General features: G+C 63.4%; 17 protein-coding genes. 8 read left to right on the top strand and 9 right to left on the bottom strand.

Going from position 1 to position 21009, the window contains the following annotated elements; all coding sequences use genetic code 11:
• Nucleotide 1 precedes the first annotated feature (1 nt).
• Genes cobN through FEM01_RS03785 form a run of 3 tightly spaced genes read left to right on the top strand, consistent with a single transcriptional unit; the run spans nt 2 to nt 5435 of the window.
• Nucleotides 2-3763 (top strand): cobaltochelatase subunit CobN, encoded by a 3762-nt coding sequence (cobN, locus tag FEM01_RS03795; RefSeq protein WP_138217930.1) that lies wholly within the window; start codon nt 2-4, stop codon nt 3761-3763.
• A 2-nt stretch (nt 3764-3765) separates the two neighbouring features.
• Nucleotides 3766-4761 (top strand): ATP-binding protein, encoded by a 996-nt coding sequence (locus FEM01_RS03790; protein WP_138217929.1) that lies wholly within the window; start codon nt 3766-3768, stop codon nt 4759-4761.
• A 53-nt stretch (nt 4762-4814) separates the two neighbouring features.
• Nucleotides 4815-5435, top strand: a complete 621-nt coding sequence (locus tag FEM01_RS03785) for a vWA domain-containing protein (protein ID WP_240791724.1) — start codon at nt 4815-4817, stop codon at nt 5433-5435.
• A 100-nt stretch (nt 5436-5535) separates the two neighbouring features.
• Here FEM01_RS03785 and FEM01_RS03780 read toward each other — a convergent pair whose 3' ends face one another.
• The gene (locus FEM01_RS03780; RefSeq protein WP_138217928.1) at nt 5536-5802 is read right to left on the bottom strand and encodes a hypothetical protein; all 267 of its coding nucleotides are present in this window, start codon (nt 5800-5802) and stop codon (nt 5536-5538) included.
• Nucleotides 5803-6135: 333 nt separating this feature from the next.
• Between FEM01_RS03780 and FEM01_RS03775 the strand changes: the two genes are divergently transcribed.
• Complete coding sequence (locus tag FEM01_RS03775) at nt 6136-7461, top strand: sigma-54 dependent transcriptional regulator (RefSeq protein WP_138217927.1); 1326 nt, start codon at nt 6136-6138, stop codon at nt 7459-7461.
• 11 nt (nt 7462-7472) lie between these two features.
• On the opposite strand, the gene FEM01_RS03770 is transcribed toward FEM01_RS03775, so the two are convergent.
• Genes FEM01_RS03770 through FEM01_RS03760 form a run of 3 tightly spaced genes read right to left on the bottom strand, consistent with a single transcriptional unit; the run spans nt 7473 to nt 10116 of the window.
• Nucleotides 7473-8060 (bottom strand): TetR/AcrR family transcriptional regulator, encoded by a 588-nt coding sequence (locus FEM01_RS03770; RefSeq protein ID WP_138217926.1) that lies wholly within the window; start codon nt 8058-8060, stop codon nt 7473-7475.
• A gap of 12 nt (nt 8061-8072) precedes the next feature.
• Nucleotides 8073-8921: a 3-hydroxybutyryl-CoA dehydrogenase gene (locus tag FEM01_RS03765; protein ID WP_138217925.1), complete on the bottom strand. Its 849-nt coding sequence runs from the start codon at nt 8919-8921 to the stop codon at nt 8073-8075.
• Nucleotides 8922-8931: 10 nt separating this feature from the next.
• Complete coding sequence (locus FEM01_RS03760; protein ID WP_138217924.1) at nt 8932-10116, bottom strand: acetyl-CoA C-acyltransferase family protein; 1185 nt, start codon at nt 10114-10116, stop codon at nt 8932-8934.
• Nucleotides 10117-10280: 164 nt separating this feature from the next.
• Here FEM01_RS03760 and FEM01_RS03755 point away from each other — a divergent pair, with 164 nt between their 5' ends.
• On the top strand, nt 10281-11300 hold the full coding sequence (locus FEM01_RS03755) for an AraC family transcriptional regulator (RefSeq protein ID WP_138217923.1): 1020 nt from the start codon (nt 10281-10283) through the stop codon (nt 11298-11300).
• On the opposite strand, the gene mobA is transcribed toward FEM01_RS03755, so the two are convergent.
• From mobA to FEM01_RS03740, 3 genes are read right to left on the bottom strand one after another with little or no spacing between them, the layout of a single operon-like run.
• Nucleotides 11291-11863, bottom strand: a complete 573-nt coding sequence (gene mobA, locus FEM01_RS03750; protein WP_138217922.1) for a molybdenum cofactor guanylyltransferase MobA — start codon at nt 11861-11863, stop codon at nt 11291-11293. The two genes, FEM01_RS03755 and mobA, sit on opposite strands and share 10 nt — an antisense overlap.
• A 7-nt stretch (nt 11864-11870) precedes the next feature.
• Entirely contained in the window at nt 11871-12503 is a 633-nt protein-coding gene (gene ptuB, locus FEM01_RS03745) for a retron Ec78 anti-phage system effector HNH endonuclease PtuB (protein WP_138217921.1), read from the bottom strand.
• 8 nt (nt 12504-12511) lie between these two features.
• Nucleotides 12512-13918 carry an AAA family ATPase gene (locus FEM01_RS03740; protein WP_138217920.1) on the bottom strand — a complete coding sequence of 469 codons (1407 nt, stop codon included), beginning with the start codon at nt 13916-13918 and terminating at the stop codon, nt 12512-12514.
• A 224-nt stretch (nt 13919-14142) separates the two neighbouring features.
• Between FEM01_RS03740 and FEM01_RS03735 the strand changes: the two genes are divergently transcribed.
• From FEM01_RS03735 to ilvA, 3 genes are all read left to right on the top strand, one after another.
• Nucleotides 14143-14844 carry a response regulator transcription factor gene (locus tag FEM01_RS03735; RefSeq protein ID WP_138217919.1) on the top strand — a complete coding sequence of 234 codons (702 nt, stop codon included), beginning with the start codon at nt 14143-14145 and terminating at the stop codon, nt 14842-14844.
• 6 nt (nt 14845-14850) lie between these two features.
• Complete coding sequence (locus tag FEM01_RS03730) at nt 14851-16146, top strand: ATP-binding protein (protein WP_138217918.1); 1296 nt, start codon at nt 14851-14853, stop codon at nt 16144-16146.
• Between the two features lie 287 nt (nt 16147-16433).
• Nucleotides 16434-17996, top strand: a complete 1563-nt coding sequence (gene ilvA, locus FEM01_RS03725; RefSeq protein ID WP_138217917.1) for a threonine ammonia-lyase, biosynthetic — start codon at nt 16434-16436, stop codon at nt 17994-17996.
• A gap of 60 nt (nt 17997-18056) precedes the next feature.
• On the opposite strand, the gene FEM01_RS03720 is transcribed toward ilvA, so the two are convergent.
• Both FEM01_RS03720 and FEM01_RS03715 read right to left on the bottom strand, forming a co-directional pair.
• Complete coding sequence (locus FEM01_RS03720; RefSeq protein WP_138217916.1) at nt 18057-19253, bottom strand: hypothetical protein; 1197 nt, start codon at nt 19251-19253, stop codon at nt 18057-18059.
• Nucleotides 19254-19383: 130 nt separating this feature from the next.
• Entirely contained in the window at nt 19384-21003 is a 1620-nt protein-coding gene (locus tag FEM01_RS03715) for an NADP-dependent glyceraldehyde-3-phosphate dehydrogenase (RefSeq protein WP_138217915.1), read from the bottom strand.
• Nucleotides 21004-21009 lie beyond the last annotated feature (6 nt).

Genomic DNA, 21009 nt, shown 5'->3' with positions numbered 1-21009 from the left:
GATGCACCTGCTGCGGACCCAGCCCGGCGGCTTCGTGCCGGACGACAGCATCGCCGACCTCGGCCAGACCCCGGCAGAGCTGGTGATTCTCTGCAGCGGCGATTCGCACCTGGCACTGCTCGCCGATACCGCCGAGCAGTTGCCGGACGATTTCCCCAGCCTGCGTCTGGCCAACCCGATGCAGGTGCAGAACCACGCATCGGTCGACCTGTATGTCGACCAGGTGTTGCGCCATGCCAAGGTGATCCTGGTCTCCCTGCACGGCGGCGTGGGTTACTGGCGCTACGGTGTCGAGCAACTGGTGGAACTGGCCAGCCGTGGCGTGCACCTGATCCTGGTGCCCGGCGACGACCGCCCCGATCCCGAACTCACGGGGCTCGGCAGCGTGCGCGGCGAGCAGGCCGAGCGCCTCTGGCACTACCTGCGCCAGGGTGGCAAGGCGAACGCCGTCAACCTGTTCAACTGCCTGGCCAGCCAGTGGCTTGGACGTGACTACGCCTGGGATGAACCGCAGCCGTTGCCGCGCACGGCGGTGTACCACCCGGCCAGGCCCAGCGCGCAGCTACAGGACTGGTACGCCGAATGGAACCCACAATGGCCGGTGGCGCCGTTGTTGTTCTATCGCTCGCACTTGCAGGCAGCCAACACCGCGTTCATCGACGTGTTCTGCCAGCGTTTACAGGCCTGTGGCCTGAACCCGCTGCCGATTGCCGTGGCCAGTCTCAAGGAGGCCGGTTGCCTGGATCAGGTCGAGCAGTGGCTCGATGAGGTGCAGGCGCAGGTGGTGATCAACACCACAGGGTTCGCCTTGTCCAGCCCCGAGCGGCCCAACTTGCGTCCACTGCGTCGCGACGTACCAGTGTTGCAGGCAATCTGTGCCCAGGACAACCAGCCAGCCTGGGAGCAGAGCGAGCAGGGCCTGGGTGCCCGGGACCTGGCCATGCACATCGCCTTGCCGGAGCTGGACGGGCGCATCATCACCCGACCTGTGAGTTTCAAGGACCTGGCCTGGCGCAGCGAGCGCAGCCAGTCGGATGTCGTGTGTTACCGCGCGCATCCCGAACGCATGGATTTTGTCGCCGAGCTTGCCCGGCGCTGGGTGGTGCTACAGCGCCTGGACAATCAGGAAAAACGCGTGGCACTGGTGCTGGCCAACTACCCGACTCGCGATGGGCGCATTGGCAACGGCGTAGGCCTGGACACTCCGGGCGCGGCGCTGAACATCCTCAACGCTCTGCAAGCCCAGGGCTATCCGGTGGCCGGTCTGCCGGACAGCGGCACGCAACTGATCCACCAGTTGCTGGGCGGAGTGACCAACGACCTGGACCACCTCGACCAGCGCCCCTGCGCCCAAAGCCTGAGCATGGCCGATTACCACGTCGCCTTCGCCGCCTTGCCTGAGGCCAACCAGCGCGCCGTACTCGAGCGCTGGGGCGCGCCTGAACAGGACCCGATGTATCGCGCCGGGCGCATGATGGTGGCGGGCCTGCGCTACGGCCTGACCTTCGTTGGCATCCAGCCAGCACGGGGCTATCAGGTCGATCACAGCGCGGTCTACCACGACCCGGACCTGGTGCCGCCGCACGGCTACCTCGCGTTTCATTTCTGGCTGCGCAACGGCTACGCTGCCGACGCGGTGATTCACGTGGGCAAGCATGGCAACCTCGAATGGTTACCGGGCAAGGGCGTTGGGCTGTCCAATCAATGCTGGCCGGACGCGCTGTTGGGGCCGCTGCCAAACATCTATCCGTTCATCGTCAACGATCCGGGCGAGGGCGCCCAAGCCAAGCGCCGTACCCAGGCGGTGATCATCGATCACCTGATGCCGCCGCTGACCCGCGCCGAATCCTATGGCCCGCTGCGCCATTTGGAGCAACTGGCCGACGAGTACTATGAAGCGCAGTTGCTCGACCCGCGCCGCGCGCGTGAGTTGCAGCGCGATATCCTCGAACTGGTCAAGGCCAACCATATCGACCGCGAGCTTGCGCTCGAAGGCCAGCTCGACGACGCGGCGGTCTGGCTGCCACGCCTGGACACCTACTTGTGCGACCTGAAAGAGTCGCAGATCCGCGATGGGCTGCACATTTTCGGTCAGTCGCCCGAGGGCCGTCTGCGCCGTGACACGCTGCTGGCGCTGTTGCGGGTCGAGCGCGGCGATGGCAAGGGCGGCAACGCCAGCCTGATCCGCAGCCTGGCCAAGGCGTTGGCGTTGGGCATCGACCCACTGGATTGTGACCTGGGTCTGCCGTGGGAGGGGCCGCGTCCGGCGATGCTGCAAGCACAGGACGCAGCGCTATGGCGTACTGCCGGTGACACCCGTGAGCGTCTGGAGCAACTGGCACTGGCGCTCATCGAACAGACCTTGGACGGTACGCTGGCACTGCCCACGCAGGAGGTCTGGGAACCGGTGCGCCAGGTCTTGCAAGCGCTGGCCGAGCAGGTGGCGCCGCAACTGGATGCCTGTGGCGCTGCGGAAATCGAGGGTGTGCTGGCGGCACTGGCCGGGCGTTTCGTGTCCGCAGGGCCCAGCGGTGCCCCCAGCCGTGGACGCCTGGACGTACTGCCGACTGGGCGCAATTTCTACACGGTCGATGTGCGCAACCTGCCCACCACCACGGCCTGGCGCTTGGGTTGGGCGTCGGCCAACCTGATTCTGGAGCGCCATCTGCAAGACCACGGTGACCACCTGCGCCAGTTGGGCCTGTCGGTATGGGGCACTGCCACCATGCGCACCGGTGGCGACGACATCGCCCAGGCCATGGCGCTGATGGGCGTACGCCCGGTATGGGCCACTGGCAGCCAGCGGGTCGATGACTTCGAGATTTTGCCGTTGAGCCTGCTGGATCGCCCGCGCGTAGACGTCACCTTGCGGGTGTCGGGATTCTTCCGCGATGCCTTCGGCAATCTGATTCGCTTGTTCGATGCTGCCGTGCAGGCGGTAGCCGCGCTGGATGAGCCGGATGATCTGAACCCGCTTGCCGCGCGGGTACGCACTGACCGCCAGGCCTTGCTCGATCAGGGCATGGATACCGAGCTGGCCATCCGTCAAGCCGGCTGGCGGGTATTTGGCGCCAAGCCCGGCGCCTACGGCGCAGGCGTGCAGAACGCCATCGACGGGCGCCTGTGGCACGGACGTGAGGATCTGGCCGAGGTCTACCTCAACCATGGCGGCTACGCCTACGGTGCCAGTGATGAAGGCACCCCCGCGCGTGAACGCTTCGCCCAGCGCCTGAGCCAGGTGCAGGCGGTGTTGCAGAACCAGGACAACCACGAGCACGACCTGCTCGACTCCAACGACTACTACCAGTTCCAGGGGGGCATGCTGGCCGCAGCCGAGACCTTGGCTGGCAGTTCTCGCGCCAGCTACCACGGCGACCACAGCCAGGCCGACCGGCCACGCATCCGTACCTTGAAGGAAGAACTCAACCGGGTGATCCGTGCCCGTGCGCTGAACCCCAAGTGGATCGACGGCGCCAAGCGCCATGGCTACAAAGGGGCGTTCGAAATGGCCGCGACAGTGGACAACCTGTTCGCCTTCGATGCCACCACGCACTTGATCGATGACCATCATTACCAAGGTCTGGCCGACGCCTACGTGCTCGACCCGGCAACCCGTGATTTTATGCGCGAACACAACCCCGAAGCCCTGCGCGACCTCACCGAACGTTTGCTGGAAGCCCAGCAGCGTGGTCTGTGGCAGCATCCGGGCGATTACCGCGAAAGCCTCGAACAACAGCTGCTCGACGGCGAGGAAGACTGCTGACCATGAGCGAACCCGTACAATTTCCCCTGGCCGCCGTTGTCGGCGCCGAGCCGCTGAAACTGGCGCTGTGCCTGACCGCCATCGACCCGAAGATTGGTGGTGTGCTGATCGAAGGCCCGCGCGGCATGGCCAAGAGCACCTTGGCCCGAGGCTTGGCTGACTTGTTGGGCGACGCACCGTTCGTCACTCTGCCGCTGGGGGCTACCGAGGAGCGCGTGGTGGGCACGCTGGACCTGGACGCCGCGCTGGGCCAGGGCCAGGCGCGTTTCTCGCCGGGGCTGCTGGCGCATGCCGATGGTGGCGTGCTGTACGTGGATGAAGTCAATTTGCTGCCCGACCCCTTGGTCGACCTGCTCCTGGATGTGGCCGCCAGCGGCACCCACCGCATCGAGCGTGATGGCATCTCCCACCGGCATTCGGCGCGTTTCGTGTTGATCGGCACCATGAACCCCGAAGAAGGCGAGCTGCGCCCGCAGTTACTCGACCGCTTCGGGCTCAATGTCGCCCTCGACGGCTTGCCAACGCCTGACGCACGGCAACAGATCATCCGTCGGCGGCTGGCGTTCGATAGCGACCCACAGGCGTTCTGTGCGCAATGGGCCCAGGCCCAGGGGGCGTTGCGCGAGCGCTGCCATGGCGCCCGCGAGCGCTTGGCTGCGATTGCCCTGGACGATCAAGCACTGGCGTTGATCACCGAGCGCTGCTATGCCGCTGGCGTCGACGGTTTGCGCGCCGACCTGGTCTGGCTGCGCGCCGCTCGTGCTCACGCCGCCTGGCGCGGTGCACCGGCCATCGGCGAAGAAGATATCGACGCGGTGGCCGAATTCGCCTTGCGTCATCGCCGTGGCGCCCAGGCCCCGCAACCGCAGGCGGCACCGCCACAACAGGCCGGACAAGCCGAGCCACGTCAAGGGCAGGGCGACTGGGGCGCGTTACCGCCACAGCCGGTAGATGCTGGTGCGCGGCGCGAGGTGCCGAACTGGGCAAAAAAGCCCTGAGCATCCGTCGTCACCCTGATCAGGCCACGGATGCCAGGCCCCGTATCGGCAAGCTGCCAGGCGCTGCGCGTGGCCGTGCTCGCGCGGCCGAGCAGGGCCGTATCGCCTGGCTGGCTACCTTGCTCAAGGGCCGTCCTAGGCAGCGTCGCGACCTGTGCTGGCAGCAGCGTCAGGCCCAGGCACCCGAGCTATGGCTGGTGATCGTCGATGCGTCGGCTTCCACGCGTCGGCATCAGGCGTTGTCCCAAGCCAAGGGGCTGTTGACGGCGTTGTTCGACCAGGCTTACCGGCAGCGCGCGCGCCTGGCATTGCTCACTGCCAGTGGCGATGCGCCGCGTTGGCAGCGTCACGGCCTCAAGGCGTCTGCTGCGTTACAACCCTGGTTGCAGGCGTTGGGTGCAGGCGGAGGCACGCCGCTGTTCGCCGCGCTGGAAGAAGCGCGCCAGTGGTTACTGGCGCGGGGCAAGCGGGTACCCCATGAAGTGCAGCGCTGCCTGCTCCTGACCGATGGTCGCCTGGCAAGATGGCAGGCGCCTACACCGTTACCGTGCAGCACGTTGGTGGTGGATATGGAACTTGCGGCTGTGCGTCTGGGGCGGGCACGACAACTTGCCGAGCAACTTCAGGCCCAATACCAGCACATCGAACAGTTGCCGCAATGTCAGCGAACTTAATAGCTGCGACATAACGTCGCGAACAAAGAAAGTTTCAGCTGGGCGATTTGAAAGTTGCAGCAAGTGCGTGCCGAGCACGCACCTGCAATTACAACATCACTTACGCGGGCATCGACCAGGGCTGAAGGTCGTAGCCTTTCTGGCGCAGTTCGGCGCGCACTTCCTCGATCAGGCTGGCCCACTGCGCAGGGTCCGAGTAGACCCGCGAGGAGACTTGCTTGGCGCCAATGCGGGTGCTGGTCCGATCGACCACTGCCAGGGTCAGCTCACCGGTCCCGTTGGGGGCGTCCCAGGCAACGCACTGGAACGGTTCGAAGGCGTGGTCGGCAATCAGCAGGGCTTCGTTGACACGCAGCGGGGCATTCATGGTTCGGTCTCTCTATGGTCCCAAACAGCGAAAAAGGTCTTTCCGCGATGTTGTTCCTGTCTCACATGCAGCGCGGGGTTAATTGTACTGATGCTCTCGATCAGGGTTGGAGTCACACACCTTTGAAAATTTTTTAACCGGTCATGTTGCAGAGTTGTCGGTGTTCGCGAGTGGGACGCTGATCAGGCCTGAAAATTCCCTGTAGGCCGCGTCTGGGATAAAACGGACTGACCAACGGTAGTGGGGCGCGTCAAGTTCATTGCTACTGTTTATTTGGCGTCGCAACTTACTGTTTATACGAAAAAAACCTAAAACCGGCGCCAAGGAAAGGTCATGCTTGAACCTTCATCCCAGCGTCGCCTGCTCATCGTCGACCCCTGCGAGGATTGCCATCGCCTGCTTCCGGTCCTGCGCAGTGTTGGCTGGGATGTCAGCAGCTGCACCCTCGACGCGGCACTTGAACACCCCTGCGATGTCGGCTTGGTGCGTTTGCAAGCCTCGCACCTGCGCCACCCCGATGCGGTCAAGGACCTGATCAAGCGCAGCAAGACCGAGTGGATCGCGGTGCTCAGCGCCGAGGAATTGCGCATGCAGAATGTCGGCGACTTCGTCTGCGAATGGTTCTTCGACTTCCATACCCTGCCGTTCGACGTGTCGCGGGTACAGATCACCCTCGGGCGTGCTTTCGGTATGGCGCGCCTGCGTGGTCAAGGTGCGGTGCGGGTCGATGAACACGAGCATGAACTGTTGGGCGAGAGTCGAGCGATCCGCGAACTGCGCAAGCTGCTGGGCAAGCTGGCACCCACCGAGTCGCCAGTATTGATCCGTGGCGAGAGCGGGACCGGCAAGGAATTGGTGGCGCGCACCCTGCATCGGTTGTCGCAGCGCCATGACCAGCCGTTCATCGCGATCAACTGCGGTGCGATCCCTGAGCACCTGATCCAGTCCGAATTGTTCGGCCATGAAAAAGGTGCGTTCACCGGCGCGCACCAGCGCAAGGTCGGGCGCATCGAGGCGGCCCATGGCGGTACCTTGTTCCTCGACGAGATCGGTGACTTGCCATTGGAGCTTCAGGCCAACTTGCTGCGTTTTCTGCAAGAGAAACAGATCGAGCGGGTCGGCGCGAGCCAGCCGATTGCGGTCGATGTCAGGGTGCTCGCGGCGACCCACGTCGACTTGGAAAAGGCCATAGGCCTGGGGCGTTTTCGCGAGGACTTGTACTACCGCCTCAACGTATTGCAGGTCGTGACCGCACCGCTGCGTGAGCGACATGGCGATTTGTCGATGCTGGCCAGCCATTTCGCGCGTTTCTACAGCCTGGAGACCGGGCGGCGCCCGCGTTCGTTCAGCGACAACGCACTTGCCGCCATGGGGCGGCACGACTGGCCGGGCAATGTGCGTGAGCTTGCCAACCGTGTTCGGCGTGGTTTGGTTCTGGCCGAAGGGCGGCAGATTGAAGCCCAGGACCTGGGCTTGCAAGACTTGCACGAACAGGACCAGCCCTTGGGCACGCTCGAAGACTACAAGCACCGCGCCGAGCGCCAGGCGTTGTGCGACGTACTCGACCGGCATAGCGACAACATGAGCATCGCCGCCAAGGTGCTGGGGATTTCCCGGCCAACGTTCTATCGGCTGCTGCACAAGCACCAGATTCGTTGACGGGTGCTCGCTCAGTGCAGCGCCCGCTCGATTCCTCCTAGCACCAGGCTTTCCATCAACGCCAGTCCTTGCGCCTCGCTCAAGCGCCGGGCACGCAGTAGGGTGGGTAACTGGTTGAGTTGGGTGGCCAGCACCTGGCCGGCGGCGGCCAGTGCTTCACCGCTCAGGCGTGCATTTGGCGCGACCAGGCGCAGCAGGCCGTCTTCGTAGCGTTGGCGCAATTGCGCGAGGTCCTGCTGCTGGATCGGGGTCAGGCAACAGAAATCGCGCTCCGCCAGGCGATACAGCAAGGGCCGTTGCGCGTGCAGCCGCCAATGCGCGGCAATCAGGCAGACCAACACGGGTTGCCCCTGTGCCTTGGCGCGCCGCCCTTGATCGAGCGTGGCGTGCAACGCGTCGAACAGCTCCTCGATCAAGTCGTACAGCAAATCCTGCTTGCTGGGAAAGTGGTGGTACAGCGAGCCTGCGGCCAGGCCTACATGGGCGGCCAGTTCACGCATGCTGACCTGGCCGAAACCTTTTTCGGCGAACAGCGCCATGGCCCGCTCGCGACGCTCTTCGAAACGGGCACAACGCAGGGCGGCATCGAACGCGGGCATGGCGCGTCTCCGTCAGTAGTTGAAGAAGCCGCGACCGCTCTTGCGCCCGAGGTAGCCGGCGGCAACCATCTCCTTGAGCAGCGGGGCAGGCCGGTACTTGCTGTCGTTGAAGCCCTCGTGGAACGCTTCCATGATCGCCAGCAGGGTGTCCAGGCCGATCAGGTCGGCCAAGGCCAGTGGGCCAATCGGCTGGTTGCAGCCCAGGCGCATGCCCGTGTCGATGTCCTCGGCACTGGCCAAGCCTTCCTGGCGCACGAAAATCGCCTCGTTGATCATCGGCACCAGGATGCGATTGACCACGAAGCCTGGGCGATTACCGGCGCTGATCGGCGTCTTGCCGAGCTTTTCGGTGACCAGCAGCGCCTTGGCGTAGGTGGCGTCGCTGGTTTGCAGGCCGCGAATGATCTCGACCAGTGCCATCATCGGTACCGGGTTGAAGAAGTGCACGCCGATAAAACGCTCGGGGTGCTCGATGCTGGCGCCGAGCGCCGTCACTGACAACGACGAGGTGTTGGTGGCGATCACACACGTTTCGCTGACGTTGGCTGCCACTTGCTGCAAGATGCGCTGCTTGAGTTGCAGGTTCTCGGTTGCCGCCTCAATCACCAGCTGTGCGCCGCCCAGTTGGGTGTAGTCGGTGCTGGTGCGAATGCGTGCCTTTGCCGCAGCGGCTTTGTCGGCGTCGACAGTGCCTTTGCTCACCTGGCGTTCGAGGTTCTTGCCCAAGGTGGTGACACCGCGCTCCAGGGCGGCGTCGGAGACATCCACCAGCAGCACCGGGTAGCCTGCCAGTGCGCACACCTGCGCAATGCCATTGCCCATGGTGCCGGCGCCGATCACGGCAATCTGTTCGATACTCATGCTGCGCTCCTCAAAACCGTTCGAAGACCACGGCGATGCCTTGGCCGCCGCCGATGCACATGGTAGCCAGGGCATAGCGGCCCTGCACACGCTGCAATTCATGAATCGCCTTGGTGGCGATGATCGCCCCGGTAGCGCCTACCGGGTGGCCTAGGGAGATGCCCGAACCGTTGGGATTGACCTTCGCCGGGTCGAAATCCAGCGCGCGCGATACCGCACAGGCCTGCGCCGCGAAGGCTTCGTTGGATTCGATTACATCCAGGTCACCGACCTTAAGGCGCGCCTTTTGCAGCACCTTCTGGGTGGCCGGTATCGGGCCGAGCCCCATCAGTGCGGGCTCCACCCCGGCGTGGGCGTAGGCCACCAGCCGCGCCAGCGGTTTGAGGCCCAGGCGGCGCACCGCATCCTCGGTGGCCAGTACCAGCCCGGCGGCGCCGTCATTGATGCTGCTGGCGTTGCCGGCAGTGACGCTGCCGTCCTTCTTGAACACAGGCTTCATGCCGGCCAGTTGTTCTGCTGTCACCTCAGTGCGCACGTTTTCGTCCACGGTGAACTGCACGACCCCTTTGCGCGTCTTGACTTCGATGGGCACGATCTGCCCGTCGAAACGCCCCTCGGCAATGGCCTGGGCGGCGCGGCGCTGGCTGGTCAGGGCCAGTTCATCCTGCATCTGTCGGGTAATGCCGTGGGCGGCGGCGACGTTTTCGGCGGTAATGCCCATGTGGAAATGCTCGAACGGGTCCTGCAGCACGCCGACCATGTAGTCGATACCTTGCAGGTCACCCATGCGCGCACCCCAACGTGCCTGGGGCAGCAGGTACGGGCCGCGGCTCATCGCTTCGGCGCCAGCGGCCAGGGCGATGTCGCTGTCGCCCAGCAACAGGCCTTGGGCCGCAGAGACGATCGCTTGCAGGCCCGAGCCGCACAGGCGGTTGACGCTAAAAGCTGGGGTTTCCTTCGGGATGCCGGCGTTCATCGCCGCCACACGGCCCAGGTAGGCGTCGCGCGGCTCGGTGGGGATCACGTGGCCCATCACCAGATGGCCGATCTGTGCGGCCTCGACCCCGGAGCGTTCGATGGCGGCGCGGGTGACTTGCGTGGCCAGTTCGGCCAGGGGCAGGTCCTTGAGGGCCCCGCCAAAGCTGCCGATGGCCGAACGTACCGCACTGACGACGTAGATTTGCGTGCTGCTCATAGAGGGCTCCATATGCGAAGACGTGGCAAGGCGGGGCAGGGCTCTGCGAGAATGACCGCCGCCGGTGAGGCTGCAAGGAGTCTAGACAAAGGCCTGGCGCGGACCTATGCCGGATCTGTTCAGCCAACTTGGCGTTTTTTGCCACTCAGTAGCGGATTTCTGTCATGCGCGATACCGACACGGTCGCGGTGTACTTTCTCAAGGCCATGCTGCATGCCCTGCGCGATCAGCCACAGGTACGCGACGCGCACCTGCGCGCGGTAGGCATCGATCCGGCGCTGTTGGCCCAACCCCAGGCGCGGGTGCCGGCCAAGGCATTCGCGCGTCTGTGGCTGGCGTTGATCGAGGCGCTGGGCGACGAATTTTTCTGCCTCGACAGCCATGGCATGCCGTTAGGCAGCTTCGCGCTGATCTGCCGTGGATTGATCCAGGAGCCGACGCTGGAGAAAGCCTTGCGCCAGTGCCTGGGTAATTTCGGCCTGTTCCTGCGTGAGCTGCGCGGCAGCCTCACGGTGCGTGGCGCACGGGCGGTGATCAGCCTGCAATCGGACATACGTGATCCACAGACACGGGTCTACGCCGAGGAAACCTATCTGGTGCTGGTGATCGGCCTGTTGTGCTGGCTGGCCGGGCGACGCATCGCCATCGACCGTACCGAAATGGCCCTGGCGCGCCCCGCCCAGGAAGACGATGCGCTGCTGTGGGGCCCGGATGTGCGCCTTGGCACCGGGCGGACCGAAGTGGAGTTCGACAGCGCCTGGCTGCGTCTGCCGGTGGTGCAGGACCTGGCGGCCCTGAAGACCTTCCTGCGTAGCGCACCGCAGGGGCTGGTGATTCGCTTTCGCAACCACGATGGCTTGGTGGCCGAGGTGTATCGTCACCTGCGCACCCATCATTACGGGCAGTGGCCGACCCTCGATGCGATGGCCGAGCGGCATCGGCTTAGCGCCAGCAGCTTGCGCCGACGCCTGGAGCGCGAGGGGCGTTCGTACCAGCAGATCAAGGACGAAGTACGGCGTGCCATGGCATTCGAGTTGTTGCGTGAGGGCCGCCTGAGCATCGGCGACATCGCCGCACAGACGGGCTTTCAGGAGCCTAGCGCGTTTCACCGTGCGTTCAAGAAGTGGACCGGGCACAGCCCTGGGGTTTACCGAGCCAAGCTCAGTGGCGCGGCTCAGTCTTGAAGCCGTTCCGGGCTGTTGAAATTGCTCAGGCGCGGATCATCCTCGGCACACTCCAGTGCCTGAATCGGCGCCACGCGCAGGGCTTTTTGCAGGCTGCGTTCGCCGCTCGCCCAGGCCTGTTCCAACTGCGCCAGCATGCGTCGCGGCAAGACGCTGAACATCGGCTGCCAATAGCCGCCCTGGTGCACCATGGCGGCGCTGTCATGCTCACAGGCCTTGGCCAGTAGCGCCTCTACCAGCGTGCGCTCGATATGTGGCGCGTCGCACGCCAACAGCACTACCCAATCATGCCGCGCGACCTTGAGCCCGGCGATAACGCCCGCCAACGGACCAGGGAAGTCCGCTTCGGCATCGCTTACCAGTTGATCGGCGTAGTGGGCATAGGCGCTGTGGTTGCGGTTGCAGGAAATCACCACGTCGTCGCTCAACCCGCGCACCGCTCGTTGCACATGCGCCACTAGCGGCTCGCCACGCCACGCCACCAAGCCCTTGTCACGACCGCCCATGCGTTGGCCGCGACCGCCGGCGAGGATCAGGATGGAGCAGGGGGGGAGAGTGGGCATGACAGAGCTACTCGCCTTGCGGTGTCAGGATATGTTTGATGGCTGTCGCGAAAGGGAGATGGGCAACTTTGAGCAACTCTTCATCTAGAAACTGCAAGTAGTCTTGCTCCGACCATTGCTGGGCTTCTGCGATATCCAGGACGGTTTGCAGATGTCCGCTGATATGCGTCTTGCGGATCTGGGTCAATGCACCATCAAGTCCAAGTATACGAATGGTCTGCTCGGCGCGTGTTCGGTCCTGGTCGCTCAGGTTCGCACGCGGTTGAACGGATCCGTTGGGCGTGAAAAGCAGAAGCGCCTCGGGATCTTCTACATCAGGCTTGATCAGATCCTCGTGTGGATAGTTGCCGCAGTTGTCTTTGTGATCGCCGCAGGTTCCTGCCCGGTTACAGGAACCGAACAAGTTAGGCCAGTCAAAGGTTCCTTGGGGGTATCGATTGCGCTGGCGGAAATGCTCGATGTGACGGTTTGGGTGAGCGATGGAATCTTCGCAATAGGCGCAGCGCTTACCTTGCATTGCGTCCAGTTTCACCCATATGGCTGTGCGTTGCTCCTGAGTGACCTGGGACCATGTGTCCCGACCATGCTTGTAGTTCTTCAAGCCCGCAGGTGGGCTATCGTCCCTGTTCAGTTTACGCATCCCTGAACTCACTCCTTGCCGATGTTTTTGGGCAGGCGCTGCTTGAACTGTTGCAGGCGAACAAGACGTTCGCAGTCAAGCATCAGTGGGTGCTCGGCGCCGAAGTGCTGAATCAGCCTGGCGTGGAGTTCCAGGCCCTGCTCGGAGTCGTGAAGATTCTCCTGTATCAAAGCCTGGTATTGATTGACCCAATCTGCCTCCGGCACCTGTGGAACCGGATTGACGTTCATGATGCGTGCCAGCAGGTCTGCACTGGCGACGCCGCGTGTCTGCCAACGCGGCATGACCACTTGCGTCTGCACCAGCCCTGATTCAGGGTCGCGTACGTTCTGGATCACCCTGACGCTCGTGGCGTCGACGGTGCTAAGTACCTGCGGGCTGTGGGTAGTCACGATGAATTGCAGTGCTGGGAAGGCTTTGATCAACGATGGGATGACTGCCTGTTGCCATTCTGGATGCAGGTGCATGTCCACTTCGTCGATCAGCACGATACCCGGTGTGCCTTGCGCGGCCATTGCCCCAAGGTGTCCGTTGAGTTTCGTCGCGCGAAACGCAATATCGGCGACCATGCCGATCATGTTACGGATCCCGTCACTCAACTGTTCGACTGGCAGTTCACCGAACAAGGGATGGTGGGCAACTAACGCGTCCTTGGCCAGGGAGTAGTCGATATCACCCCAACCGGCTGGGGCAAGGCAGGTATTCACGGCTTGGCTGACGGATTGGATATAGCGGCCGAACTCATTCTCGCTCGACGTGGCACCCTGTTCCATCGCCTTGATCCGTGCCTCTTTGGAACTGATGCTCCAGTAGCGAAACCACTCGACGAACGACTTGTAGCTCGAGGCAGGATCCAGGCAGTCGGTATATCCGACAGTGCGTGACGTACGCTGGCTCTTTTTCGATTCGGTGAGTTTCTTCTGTTGCCACAACCGACCAGTGCCGTAATAGGTGATCAACGGCAGCAGCGTTTCGACACCCGGGGTACGCACCGCCTGTTGAAGCCTTTTGCCGTAATCCACCAACGCCTTTGCATCTTTGATGGTGGTCTTGGCTTTTGCGGCGCTAGAAAGACTTCTTTCCCAGATGCTGGTTAATCCTCCCGAGAGACGATCGACCAAGCTGCCTGGAATATTGCCTTGTGCTTGCAGTCTGACACCGCGAGGTGCGTACTCCATTTCGTTGGAGGCGGTTTCGCGTACTGCGATCTGGCGAATGTCCCGGGTTTCAAAATGCTTGCCGGTGGCCTCATCGAATGCGCCAACAAAGGGGCCATAGGCCACAGCGATCGCATCCAGAATGGAGGTCTTGCCTGCCCCGTTGGTTGCGACCAGCACGGTCACTTGGGGATGAAAGTCGATATCGACGGACGCGAAGCAGCGGTAGTCACGCAGCTTTAGCTGAGAGAGCTTCACGGGTGTCCTCCACTGGGTTGGGGGCTTCCAGCCTCGCCATTCGATGCGCGGGGAAGAGCGAAAAGTTCAACAGTTTAACTGTTAGCGTTGCCCCAGAGCTATCGCTGTAGAGCCCAGGGCCTCTGAGCTGCGGCTGCTACAGCCTGTAAAAAAGTGTGAACAGCCCGCGAAGGCCTGGGTGGGATTCGCTATCCTGCGTGTTTCCCCCCGCACACGATCCGCCCATGCCAAACATTCTCCTGGTCGAAGACGACAGCGCCCTGTCCGAACTGATCGCCAGCTACCTGCAACGCAACGACTTCCACGTCCAGGTGATCGCCCGGGGTGACCATGTGCTGGAGGCGCTGCAACGGGCGCGGCCGGACCTGGTGATCCTCGACCTGATGCTGCCAGGGCTTGATGGCCTGCAGGTGTGCCGGTTGCTGCGCCAGCAGTCGCGCAGCCTGCCAATTCTCATGCTGACCGCTCGCGACGACAGTCATGACCAGGTGCTAGGGCTGGAGATGGGCGCCGACGACTACGTGACCAAACCTTGCGAACCCAGGGTCCTGCTGGCCCGCGTGCGTACCCTGTTGCGCCGTAGCAGCGTCAACGAGCCGCGTCTGGACGGCGAGCGGATCCAGGTCGGCGGGCTAAGTATCGCGTTGGACGAACGCGTGGTCAGTTGGCGCGGCGAGGAAGTCGAGCTGTCCGCCAGCGAGTACAACTTGCTCGTGGTGCTGGCGCGCAATGCCGGCGAGGTGCTCAGTCGCGACCGGATCCTGCAACAGTTGCGCGGTATCGAATTCAACGGCACCGATCGTTCGGTGGATGTGGCCATCTCCAAGCTGCGGCGCAAGTTCGATGACAGCGCGGGCGAGGCGCGCAAGATCAAGACCGTGTGGGGCAAGGGTTACCTGTTCAGCCGGGTCGAGTGGGAGTACTGAGCCGTCATGCTGAAGATCCTGGTGCGGCTGTACCTGCTGATCATCGTCGCCTACGCCGGGGCTTTGTTGCTCATACCTGATGCCATCGTCGGCGCTTTCCACCAGCGCTTCGTGAATTTCAACCTCGATCAGGCCAAGGGCGTGCAGGCGTTGATCGTGCGCCAGTTCCAACAGGCCCCGGTGGAGCAGTGGCCGGCCGTGGAGCAGGAGCTAGCCACGGCGTTCGCGCCGCTGCAACTGAGCCTGCTGCCGATTGGCGACGCCGACCTGCGACCAGAAGAACGCGCGCGTCTGGAGCACGGCCTGCATGCCGTGCGCATCGGCGAGTGGGGCTACTACGAAACTGTGTTGGCGCCGCTGGGCGATGGCTGGGTGGTACGTCTGCATTCACCGCCCGACCCTGTGGACATCAACCTGCTGTCCTGGGGTGTGACGGTGCTGATAGGCGCAGCCATGCTCGGTTGCCTGTTGCTGTGGGTGTGGCCGCACTGGCGCGACCTGGAGCGCCTTAAGGAGACTGCGCGGCGTCTGGGGCAGGGGGTGATGAGCGAACGTACGCACATTTCGCCGCGCTCGAACATCGGCGAACTGGCCGGGGTGTTCGACGCCATGGCGGGCGACCTGGAGCGCCATGTCAATCAGCAGCGCGAACTGCTCAATGCGGTTTCCCACGAATTGCGCACGCCGCTCACCCGCCTGGATTTCGGCCTGGTACTGCTGTTCGACGAAGTGCCGCCGGATTGCCGCAAGCGCCTGTTGGCGCTGGTGGGGCATGTGCGCGAGCTGGACGAACTGGTGCTGGAGCTGCTGTCGTACAGCCGCTTGTACAACGCCGACCAGGCCCGCGAACGGGTCGAGGTGTCGCTTTTGGAGCTGGTTGACAGTGTACTGGGTGGTTTTGCCGAAGAACTCGATGGCCGGGGTATCCACTGGGAAGTACGTTGCGAAGGCGAGCTGCCGCGCTTCGTGCTCGACCCGCGGCTGACCGCGCGTGCCGTGCAGAACTTGGTACGCAATGCCATGCGTTATTGCGACGCAGCCTTGATGCTGTGCCTGAGCCAGGACGCAGCAGGCTGTCTGCTGACGGTCGAAGACGACGGTATCGGTATCCCGCCACAGGAGCGTGAGCGAATCTTCCAACCGTTCTACCGTCTGGATCGCAGCCGCGACCGCAGCACGGGCGGTTTCGGTTTGGGCCTGGCGATCAGTCGACGGGCCATCGAGGGGCAGGGTGGCAGCCTGACGGTGGCGCAGTCGGTACTCGGCGGTGCGCAGTTTCGCATCAGGTTGCCCAAGGCTTGAGGGCTGCGCAGTACGTGCTTTTTTACGGTGTACGGCGTTCTTGGGGCGCGCTGGCGCTGATTGTGCTGCCGCTGCCGGCGCAGCAGGCCAGCAAAGCGTGTTGACTTGCCATGTATGGGCAGGATAAGTTCCCTGCCTATGAACACATTCCCGCACGCTCACGCCGCCATTATTATTACCGCCATTATCGGATTGGCGGGCTAGCGCGTACGTGCACCGAACCCGCCCTGGAGGCGGGTTTCTTCTCTCTGACTCCTGGGCAAATCGAAGAAAACCAGGAGTCATCGATGACCAATCTGAGCGTCAGCCCGCGCGCCGCCGTCACCCCCCAGCAACTGCTGTCCGAGCAGGTGCGCCGCATTCTGTCGGCACCCGTGTACGACCTGGCCATCGAAACGCCCTTGCAGGCCGCGCCGGCCTTGTCGGCAGCGCTGGGCAATCCGGTACTGCTCAAGCGCGAAGACTTGCAGCCCACGTTTTCATTCAAGATCCGCGGCGCCTACACCCGGTTGTCGCGCTTGACCACTGTCCAGCGTGAGCGTGGCGTGATCACCGCCTCGGCGGGCAACCATGCCCAAGGCGTAGCGCTGGCAGCGGCCCACCTGGGGATCCGTGCGACCATCGTCATGCCCACCACTACCCCCTCGTTGAAGGTCGAAGGGGTGCGTTCGCGGGGCGGCAATGTAGTGCTGCATGGCGAGAGCTTTCCGCATGCGTTGGCTCATGCGTTGACCCTGGCTGACCGCGACGGTGCGACGTTCGTGCCGCCCTATGACGATCCAGATGTGATCTCCGGGCAGGGCACCGTGGCCATGGAAATCCTGCGTCAGCACCCCGGCCCGCTGCATGCGATCTTCGTTCCGGTGGGCGGCGGCGGACTGATCGCAGGCATCGCGGCCTACGTGAAATACCTGCGCCCAGAGGTGAAGGTGATCGGCGTCGAACCAGAAGACTCCAACTGCCTGCAAGCGGCCATGGCCGCAGGCGAGCGGGTAATCCTGCCGCAGGTCGGAACCTTCGCCGACGGTGTGGCGGTAGCGCAGATCGGCGCCCACTGTTTCGAGCTGTGCCGGCATTTCGTGGATGAAGTGGTCACCGTCAGCAGTGACGAGCTGTGCGCTGCGATCAAGGATATCTACGACGACACCCGCTCGATCACCGAGCCGTCCGGTGCACTGGCGGTGGCGGGGATCAAGAAGTACGTGGCCCGAGAGGGGGTGCAGGGTCTGGCGATGGTGGCCATCGACTCCGGTGCCAACGTCAACTTCGATCGCCTGCGTCACGTGGCCGAGCGTGCCGAACTTGGCGAGCAGCGCGAGGCGATCATCGCCGTGACCATCCCCGAGCGACCGGGCAGTTTCCGTGCGTTCTGCCAGGCCCTGGGCAAACGCCAGATCACCGAATTCAACTACCGCTACTACCCCGGCAAGGAGGCGCGCTTGTTCGTCGGTGTACAGACCCATCCGCAGCACGACCCTCGCGGGCAATTGCTCGCCAGCTTGGGCGAGCAGGGCTATCAGGTGCTCGACTTGACTGACAACGAACTGGCCAAGCTGCATGTGCGCCACACCGTTGGTGGACATGCAGCACCCGGGACGCAGGAGCGCGTGTTGCGTTTCGAATTTCCCGAACGGCCTGGGGCCTTGCTGGGCTTTCTCGAACGCCTGGGCAAGCGCTGGAACATCAGCCTGTTCCACTACCGCAACCATGGGGCGGCCGAGGCGCGCGTGTGCGCGGCGCTGGAGGTGCCGCACGATGAGCTGGCGGGGCTGCCGCAGGCACTGGCGCAGATGGGCTATCGGTATTGGGATGAGACCGATAACCCTGCTTATCGGCTATTTCTGGGTTGACACCCATGCGGGGCCGTACTGCGGCCCCGCGCGCCGGGCCTTGGTTTGCGCTGCACAACGCTAGCGTTCGCGCATGAAGAACCCGGCCACGTACTTGCGGAACGTCTCGAGGCTCTTGAAGTCGGCATAGCGTTTGAAGTTCTCGGCATCCGGTTCGGGGCCGACAGGCTGTTCGAGCAACGACACCGACAGTACCCGATCACCGTCGGAGGTGAGCACCAGTTCATCCATCACCTGGCCGCCGATGACGGGGCGGCGCATCAGCACCTTGACGCCCTTGCTGGCCATCCAGTCGATCAGCGACACCAACGCCTTGAGCGGCTCGCGTTCTTCGTCGCGATACACCGGGAACAGGTGCCCGCGCGACAGTACCGGCACGCTGGCGACATGGATCAGTTCATAGAAATGGCTACCTGCGGTGGTCGGCGAGTACAACGCCAGCGCCAGCAGGGGCCCCGTGGTGCGACTGCCGCCCCAGAACTGGTGATGGCCCTGGAAGTCGATGCCGTCCTCGCTACGGGCGCCGATTACCTTGCGTCCCTTGATGTGTTCGACGCAGTCCAGCAGCAGACCGTGGCGGCGGTGGTTGCCGAACACCGTGGCTTCGCGCAGGCGGGACTTGAGCATCATCATGTGCTTCATGTCCAGGCGGGTTTCCAGGTAGTTGCTGGCCGGCACCCGCTCCAGCAGTGGGTAGCGACCGGCCACGCCGCGCAGCTCGGCGAACTGGGCGCTTAGGTCTTTCTTCAGATGCGTGGCATAGACATTTAGCCCGCTGGCCTCGATCCAGGTCAGCAACAGCGACAGCAGACGTTGTTGCTCACGGCGTTCGCCACCCTCGCGCGCCGGGCTCGCAGCGGTTTCACCTGGGTTGGTGCGGCGATAGTCGCCGATCAGCCGCAGCGGGCTGTCGGGGGCCAGCCAGGCGGCCGGTTGGCTGTTGGTCTCGCTGCGCTCGCCGGGTTCGCGTTCGTCCTTGCTGAACGCGCAGCCAGCGGCGTGTTCCGGGGTGTCGGGGTTATTACGCAGGAACAAGGTGCCGGTATTGCCGTTCAACGAGATGTTGAGCACCGGCAGGGCGTCCTTGCGACAGTCGCAGGCCAGCCATTGATTGGCGCCGCGCACGTTCATCAGCCACTGGTTGGCTTGAAGCAGGCGCGGGCCTGCGAGTTGGCCGGTGGCGAAACCGGCCAGCAATTCTTCCTCGGCCGGCGTGAGGCTGCGTACCTGTAAGCCGGATTTTTCGATGATTCGCATTGAGAAGCAGCTCCAAGCTACAAGACTCAAGCTTCAAGCAAAGTGATGCGGCTTTCAACCGGCTTGGTCGCTGCTTGCAGCAGTCGGTCGCCATCGCGCACGCCCCCGATGGCCACCGCGCAGTCTCTAATCAGAAAATGTAATCGGTGGTCAAGAAGCTCGACTGCCGATGACGGATGATTTCACTGATCAGTTCCTTGTTAGCCGCTTGGAACCGCGTTGCGACCAAGGTTCGAATCGAAAACACGCGCAATGCGTCATGCACCGACAAGGTCCCCTCGGCACTGTTCTTGCGCCCGTTGAACGGATAGGTATCCGGCCCGCGCTGACATTGGGCGTTGATGTTGATCCGCCCGACCTGATTGGCGAAGGTGTCCACCAGCGCTCCAATGGTCTCGGGATCGTTGCCGAACAGGCTCAGCTGCTGGCCGAAGTCAGAGTCGAGCACGTAATCGATCACCGTCTGCAAATCGCGGTAGGGCACCACCGGCACCACTGGGCCGAACTGCTCCTCGTGGTACACCCGCATCTGCTGATTCACCGGGTAGAGCAGGGCCGGGTAGAAGAACGAACCACGGCTGCGTCCGCCACCTTCATTGATGACCTGGGCGCCTTTGGCGGTCGCATCGGTCACCAGGGCGTCGAGGTAGTCCAGCTTGCCCGGCTCTGGCAACGGGGTCAGTGCCACGTCCGCCTGCCACGGCATGCCGGGCTTGAGAGTCGCGAGCTTGCGTTGGAATTTGTCGAGGAAGGGCTCGACGACGTCTTCATGGACGAACAGGATCTTCAGGGCCGTGCAACGCTGGCCGTTGAACGACAGAGCACCGGTGACGGCTTCTTCCACCGCGTTGTCCAGGTCGACCTGGGGTAACACGATACCCGGATTCTTCGCATCCAGACCCAGCGCTGCGCGCAAGCGGTGCGGGCGCGGATGGAGTTTCTTCAGGTCGCTGGCGGCTTTGTGGGTGCCAATGAAGGCGAATACATCCACCTTGCCACTGGCCATCAGCGCGCTGACGGTCTCGCGTCCACGCCCGTAGATCACGTTGATCACCCCGGCCGGGAAGCTGTCGCGGAATGCTTCCAACAGCGGGCGAATCAGCAGCACGCCGAACTTGGCGGGCTTGAACACCACGGTGTTGCCCATGATCAGCGCCGGGATCAGCGTAGTGAAGGTCTCGTTGAGCGGGTAGTTGTAAGGCCCCATGCAAAGCGCTACACCCAGCGGTGCACGTCGGATCTGGCCGAGCGTGCCTTGTTCGAGTTCGAAACGGCTGGAACGACGGTCAAGGTCCTTGAGGGCATTGATGGTATCAACGATGTAGTCGCAGGTGCGGTCGAACTCTTTCTCAGAATCCTTCAGGTTCTTGCCGATTTCCCACATCAGCAGCTTGACCACTGCGGTGCGTTGTTCACGCATGCGCGCCAAGAACGCTTCGACATGCTGAATACGTTCGGCAACCCGCATCGTCGGCCAGGCGCCGCGACCTTTGTCGTAAGCCTGCACTGCCGCATCCAGGGCTTGCAGCGCGGTGTCGGAATCGAGCAGGGGCGCACTGCCCAACAGCACCTGGCGCTCGCCTTCGGCGTCCTTGAGCCACACCGGGCTGCGTACCGTGGCCAGTGGGCCGTCCCAGTGCCTGAGTTCGCCTGCGACCAGATAGTCGCGTTGCTCCAGTGGTGCGTCCAGACGCCAGGCTTCAGGAATGTCTTCGGGGGCGGGAAACAGCGAGTCGAGCAGACGATCCATGGTTAC

Origin of the sequence: Pseudomonas mosselii (genome assembly GCF_005796105.1) — a bacterium.
Lineage (GTDB): Bacteria > Pseudomonadota > Gammaproteobacteria > Pseudomonadales > Pseudomonadaceae > Aquipseudomonas > Aquipseudomonas mosselii_C.
This window is presented reverse-complemented; position numbering and strand designations above follow the sequence as displayed.

What these genes read in the sequence shown, in the direction of transcription:
- cobN (WP_138217930.1), top strand. Translation starts at nt 2, where the DNA reads ATGCACCTGCTGCGGACCCAGCCCGGCGGCTTCGTGCCGGACGACAGC.
- FEM01_RS03790 (WP_138217929.1), top strand. Translation starts at nt 3,766, where the DNA reads ATGAGCGAACCCGTACAATTTCCCCTGGCCGCCGTTGTCGGCGCCGAG.
- FEM01_RS03780 (WP_138217928.1), bottom strand. Translation starts at nt 5,802, where the DNA reads ATGAATGCCCCGCTGCGTGTCAACGAAGCCCTGCTGATTGCCGACCAC.
- FEM01_RS03775 (WP_138217927.1), top strand. Translation starts at nt 6,136, where the DNA reads ATGCTTGAACCTTCATCCCAGCGTCGCCTGCTCATCGTCGACCCCTGC.
- FEM01_RS03770 (WP_138217926.1), bottom strand. Translation starts at nt 8,060, where the DNA reads ATGCCCGCGTTCGATGCCGCCCTGCGTTGTGCCCGTTTCGAAGAGCGT.
- FEM01_RS03765 (WP_138217925.1), bottom strand. Translation starts at nt 8,921, where the DNA reads ATGAGTATCGAACAGATTGCCGTGATCGGCGCCGGCACCATGGGCAAT.
- FEM01_RS03760 (WP_138217924.1), bottom strand. Translation starts at nt 10,116, where the DNA reads ATGAGCAGCACGCAAATCTACGTCGTCAGTGCGGTACGTTCGGCCATC.
- FEM01_RS03755 (WP_138217923.1), top strand. Translation starts at nt 10,281, where the DNA reads ATGCGCGATACCGACACGGTCGCGGTGTACTTTCTCAAGGCCATGCTG.
- mobA (WP_138217922.1), bottom strand. Translation starts at nt 11,863, where the DNA reads ATGCCCACTCTCCCCCCCTGCTCCATCCTGATCCTCGCCGGCGGTCGC.
- ptuB (WP_138217921.1), bottom strand. Translation starts at nt 12,503, where the DNA reads ATGCGTAAACTGAACAGGGACGATAGCCCACCTGCGGGCTTGAAGAAC.
- FEM01_RS03735 (WP_138217919.1), top strand. Translation starts at nt 14,143, where the DNA reads ATGCCAAACATTCTCCTGGTCGAAGACGACAGCGCCCTGTCCGAACTG.
- FEM01_RS03730 (WP_138217918.1), top strand. Translation starts at nt 14,851, where the DNA reads ATGCTGAAGATCCTGGTGCGGCTGTACCTGCTGATCATCGTCGCCTAC.
- ilvA (WP_138217917.1), top strand. Translation starts at nt 16,434, where the DNA reads ATGACCAATCTGAGCGTCAGCCCGCGCGCCGCCGTCACCCCCCAGCAA.
- FEM01_RS03720 (WP_138217916.1), bottom strand. Translation starts at nt 19,253, where the DNA reads ATGCGAATCATCGAAAAATCCGGCTTACAGGTACGCAGCCTCACGCCG.
- FEM01_RS03715 (WP_138217915.1), bottom strand. Translation starts at nt 21,003, where the DNA reads ATGGATCGTCTGCTCGACTCGCTGTTTCCCGCCCCCGAAGACATTCCT.